This is a genomic window from Psychrobacter piscatorii (genome assembly GCF_904846415.1).
Classification (GTDB): Bacteria; Pseudomonadota; Gammaproteobacteria; order Pseudomonadales; family Moraxellaceae; genus Psychrobacter; species Psychrobacter piscatorii.
The window spans coordinates 1-583 of sequence record NZ_CAJHAR010000106.1 but is presented as its reverse complement, the minus strand read 5'-3'; the positions used below and the strand labels follow the sequence as shown (position 1 = coordinate 583).

At 46.1% G+C, this 583-nt stretch carries 1 protein-coding gene; it reads right to left on the bottom strand.

Going from position 1 to position 583, the window contains the following annotated elements:
• Positions 1 to 580: FAD:protein FMN transferase (locus JMX83_RS15075; protein ID WP_201603415.1), on the bottom strand; the 580-nt coding region annotated here is incomplete at its 3' end.
• Between the last annotated feature and the right edge of the window lie 3 nt (positions 581 to 583).

The window sequence follows — 583 nt, the reverse complement described above, 5'->3', positions numbered from 1 at the left end:
CATCGACACCAAAGCCTTTGGCAACGGCAGAGAAATCTAAACCCACGCCGTCTTTGGTCTTATAGATGGTGTCGTCTTTCTTTATGATGCTCTCAAAATCGACCAATGCTTTGGCTTGAGCAATCTCTACTGCGGTCGGTGGACTTTGTAAACGCTCGACAGTCATGGTGCTCCCAAAGCCCCAGGTGTTTACGAGTGGCATAACGGTAGGGTCAAAAGCACCACCAGACTGCTGATAGACAATTTGTGATACATCTAGCACACGACTAAAATCAGCATCGATAGTGATAGGTTTGTCTTTGCCCAAACGATTGAATGTAGATATCGTTGAGTCGTTTTGATAAGTAGACATGCTATCGTTAATTTGTTTCAGGCGCTCGTCTACCGCAGCTTGTATGGCAGCTTCGTCCGCATCATCAGGCAGCTGATAGCTAATATGGTAGCTCGTTCCCATCGTCTCACCGATCAGATAGTTATAGTCTGGGGTTTGCTGGCAAGCGCTGAGACCTAAAGTACTAGCAAGGCTGACGACGCTTACTAAGGTAAGGTGCAGAGATTTTTTGGAAGATAAGCTGGATATAGT